This window comes from Roseisolibacter agri (genome assembly GCF_030159095.1).
In the GTDB taxonomy this organism is placed as follows: Bacteria; Gemmatimonadota; Gemmatimonadetes; order Gemmatimonadales; family Gemmatimonadaceae; genus Roseisolibacter; species Roseisolibacter agri.
Map to the genome: position 1 here is coordinate 1 of NZ_BRXS01000019.1, position 703 is coordinate 703.

Annotated in this window: 1 protein-coding gene; it reads left to right on the forward strand. The window is 69.0% G+C overall.

The annotated features are described in order from the left end of the window. A partial coding sequence (locus rosag_RS25335; RefSeq protein WP_284352986.1) for a right-handed parallel beta-helix repeat-containing protein occupies window positions 1–703 on the forward strand: 703 nt, incomplete at both ends.

Below are 703 nucleotides of genomic sequence, written 5' to 3' on the forward strand. Positions count from 1 at the left end.
CGTCGGGACCCGCGGGTGGCGCCTGGTCGGCCTGGAGATCGCCTCGAACCCGGCGAACGCCATCGCGCAGGCCATCGTGGAGCTGGGCACCGGCAGCGAGCGGTCGCTCGCGACGCTCTCGAGCCACATGGTGCTCGACCGCGTCTGGATCCACGGCCGCGCCGACCAGTACGTGCCGCGCTGCCTCTCGCTCAACAGCGCGCACACCGCGGTGGTCGACTCCTACCTCTCCGACTGCCACACGCGTGGCGGCGAGGGCCAGGTCATCGGCGGCTGGACGACCCCGGGGCCGCTCAAGATCGAGAACAACTACCTCGAGGGCGGCACGATCGGCGTGCTGTTCGGCGGCGCGGACCCGTACATCCAGGGGCTGATCCCGTCGGACATCACGGTGCGCCGGAACCACTTCCTCAAGCCGCTGAGCTGGAAGGGCGTGTGGTCGGTGAAGAACAGCTTCGAGCTGAAGAACGCGCAGCGCGTGCTGGTCGAGGGCAACGTGTTCGAGAACAACTGGATGGACGCGCAGAGCGGCTACATGATCCTCTTCACGCCGCTGTCGCAGGACAACCTGGCGCTGTGGACGACGGTGCGCGACGTGACGTTCCGGCACAACGTGCTGCGCAACAGCGACCAGGGCGTCATGATCTCGGCGCGCAACGCGTACGGCGCGACGGCGACGGCGCTGACCGACGTGACGCGGCGG